This window comes from Micrococcus sp. KRD070 (assembly GCF_017168435.1).
In the GTDB taxonomy this organism is placed as follows: domain Bacteria; phylum Actinomycetota; class Actinomycetes; order Actinomycetales; family Micrococcaceae; genus Micrococcus; species Micrococcus luteus.
On sequence record NZ_JABFNH010000021.1, the window covers coordinates 46,334 to 47,670 of the forward strand.

At 74.9% G+C, this 1,337-nt stretch carries 2 protein-coding genes; both read right to left on the reverse strand.

The genetic code is table 11. The features are described from left to right. Nucleotides 1-179 (reverse strand): aspartate 1-decarboxylase (locus J1M38_RS07300; RefSeq protein ID WP_206501215.1); only part of this gene is annotated, 179 nt, incomplete at its 3' end. Nucleotides 180-362: 183 nt separating this feature from the next. Next, nucleotides 363-1,337 (reverse strand): DUF559 domain-containing protein (locus J1M38_RS07305; protein ID WP_241246549.1); only part of this gene is annotated, 975 nt, incomplete at its 5' end.

Here is a 1,337-nt window from a genome sequence, read left to right on the forward strand (position 1 = left end):
ATGGTGTAGGTCTCCAGTCGCGCGCCGTTGGTGACGTCCACGATGGACACGAGCTCGCCGGGGAGGATGTCCGCGGCGTCCAGCAGGTCCTGGTCCACGGTCACGGAGCCCACGTAGTGCAGGTCCGCCTGGGTCACGGTGGCCCGGTGGATCTTGGCGTGGAACATGGTGCGCAGCATGCGGCAGAACTCTCCGGATGAGGGGGTGGGTCGGGTCCGAGAGGACCGGTGCTCGATTCTACGCCGGTCCGGAGACGAGGGGCAGGGGCCGACGCCGGCCCGAGGCTCCCGCCCCTCTCGCCGAGGCCCGCAGACACGCCGTTACCGCCAGGCCGTAGCGGCGCGTCTGCGGGCCTCGACAGGTCAGATCCACGACGGCGGCACTCGGCCCGGCATCGTCCGCGCGGCCACCAGGCCCCGCAGCTGCCGCACGAAGAGCTCCCAGTGCCCCGGCAGGAACACGTCGGCGGTCACCCGGATCACCTCCCACCCCTCCGCGCGCAGGGCCGCGTCCCGCTCGCGGTCCTCACGCCACTGCCGGCGATCCGTGCGGTGCTGATCGCCGTCGTACTCGACGGCCACCTTGGCCTCCGCCCACACCAGATCGACGCGGAGCCGCTGTCCCGTGGCGAGGCGGATGCACGGGTTCACCGCGGGCTCGGGGACGCCGTCCAGGACGAGCCGCACCCGCAGCCGGCTCTCCTGCGGCGAGTCGGCCCCGGGACGCACGAGCTCCAGCGCCTCCCGGGCCGCACGGATCCCGCGCACCCGACCGCGTTCCTCGACGGCGGCGCGCAGCTCGGCCACGTCCGTCACCCCGGGAGGCAGCCGACGGCGGCGGGCCTCCGTCGGGGCGGTCCGAACCATGCTGTCCCCCAGCGCGACGAGATGCTCGAGCGGCCCGGCGTGCGCGGCGAGGTCCACGAAGGTCCACCCCGGTGCGGTCACACGCACCCCGTCCACGATCCGCACCGGTGCGTCGGCGCGGAGGCGGTGTGAGCGGATCCCGGCCCGGCTCGACGCGGTGCCGTGGCCGCGCGGGGTCGCGATGTGCACGGACCGGTCGGCGGCGAGCGGCCCGGTCAACCACAGGCCGAGCACCCGGGCGGCCGTGACGTGGCTGAACACGCCCTCGGGGTGCAGATCCTGCAGTGCCCGCACATGATCCATGGGGTCCGGTGCGACGCCGCGCAGGCCCCAGAGCCCCCAGCCGAGGGAGACCACGTCCCCGCGCCGCAGCCGGGCCGCACTCACGCCCGCCTCGCGCGCGGCCGGGGTCGAGAACACGGTCGGAGCGCGGAGGAGGCCGTCCAGTCCGCAGCGCATCGGAGGCAGGGG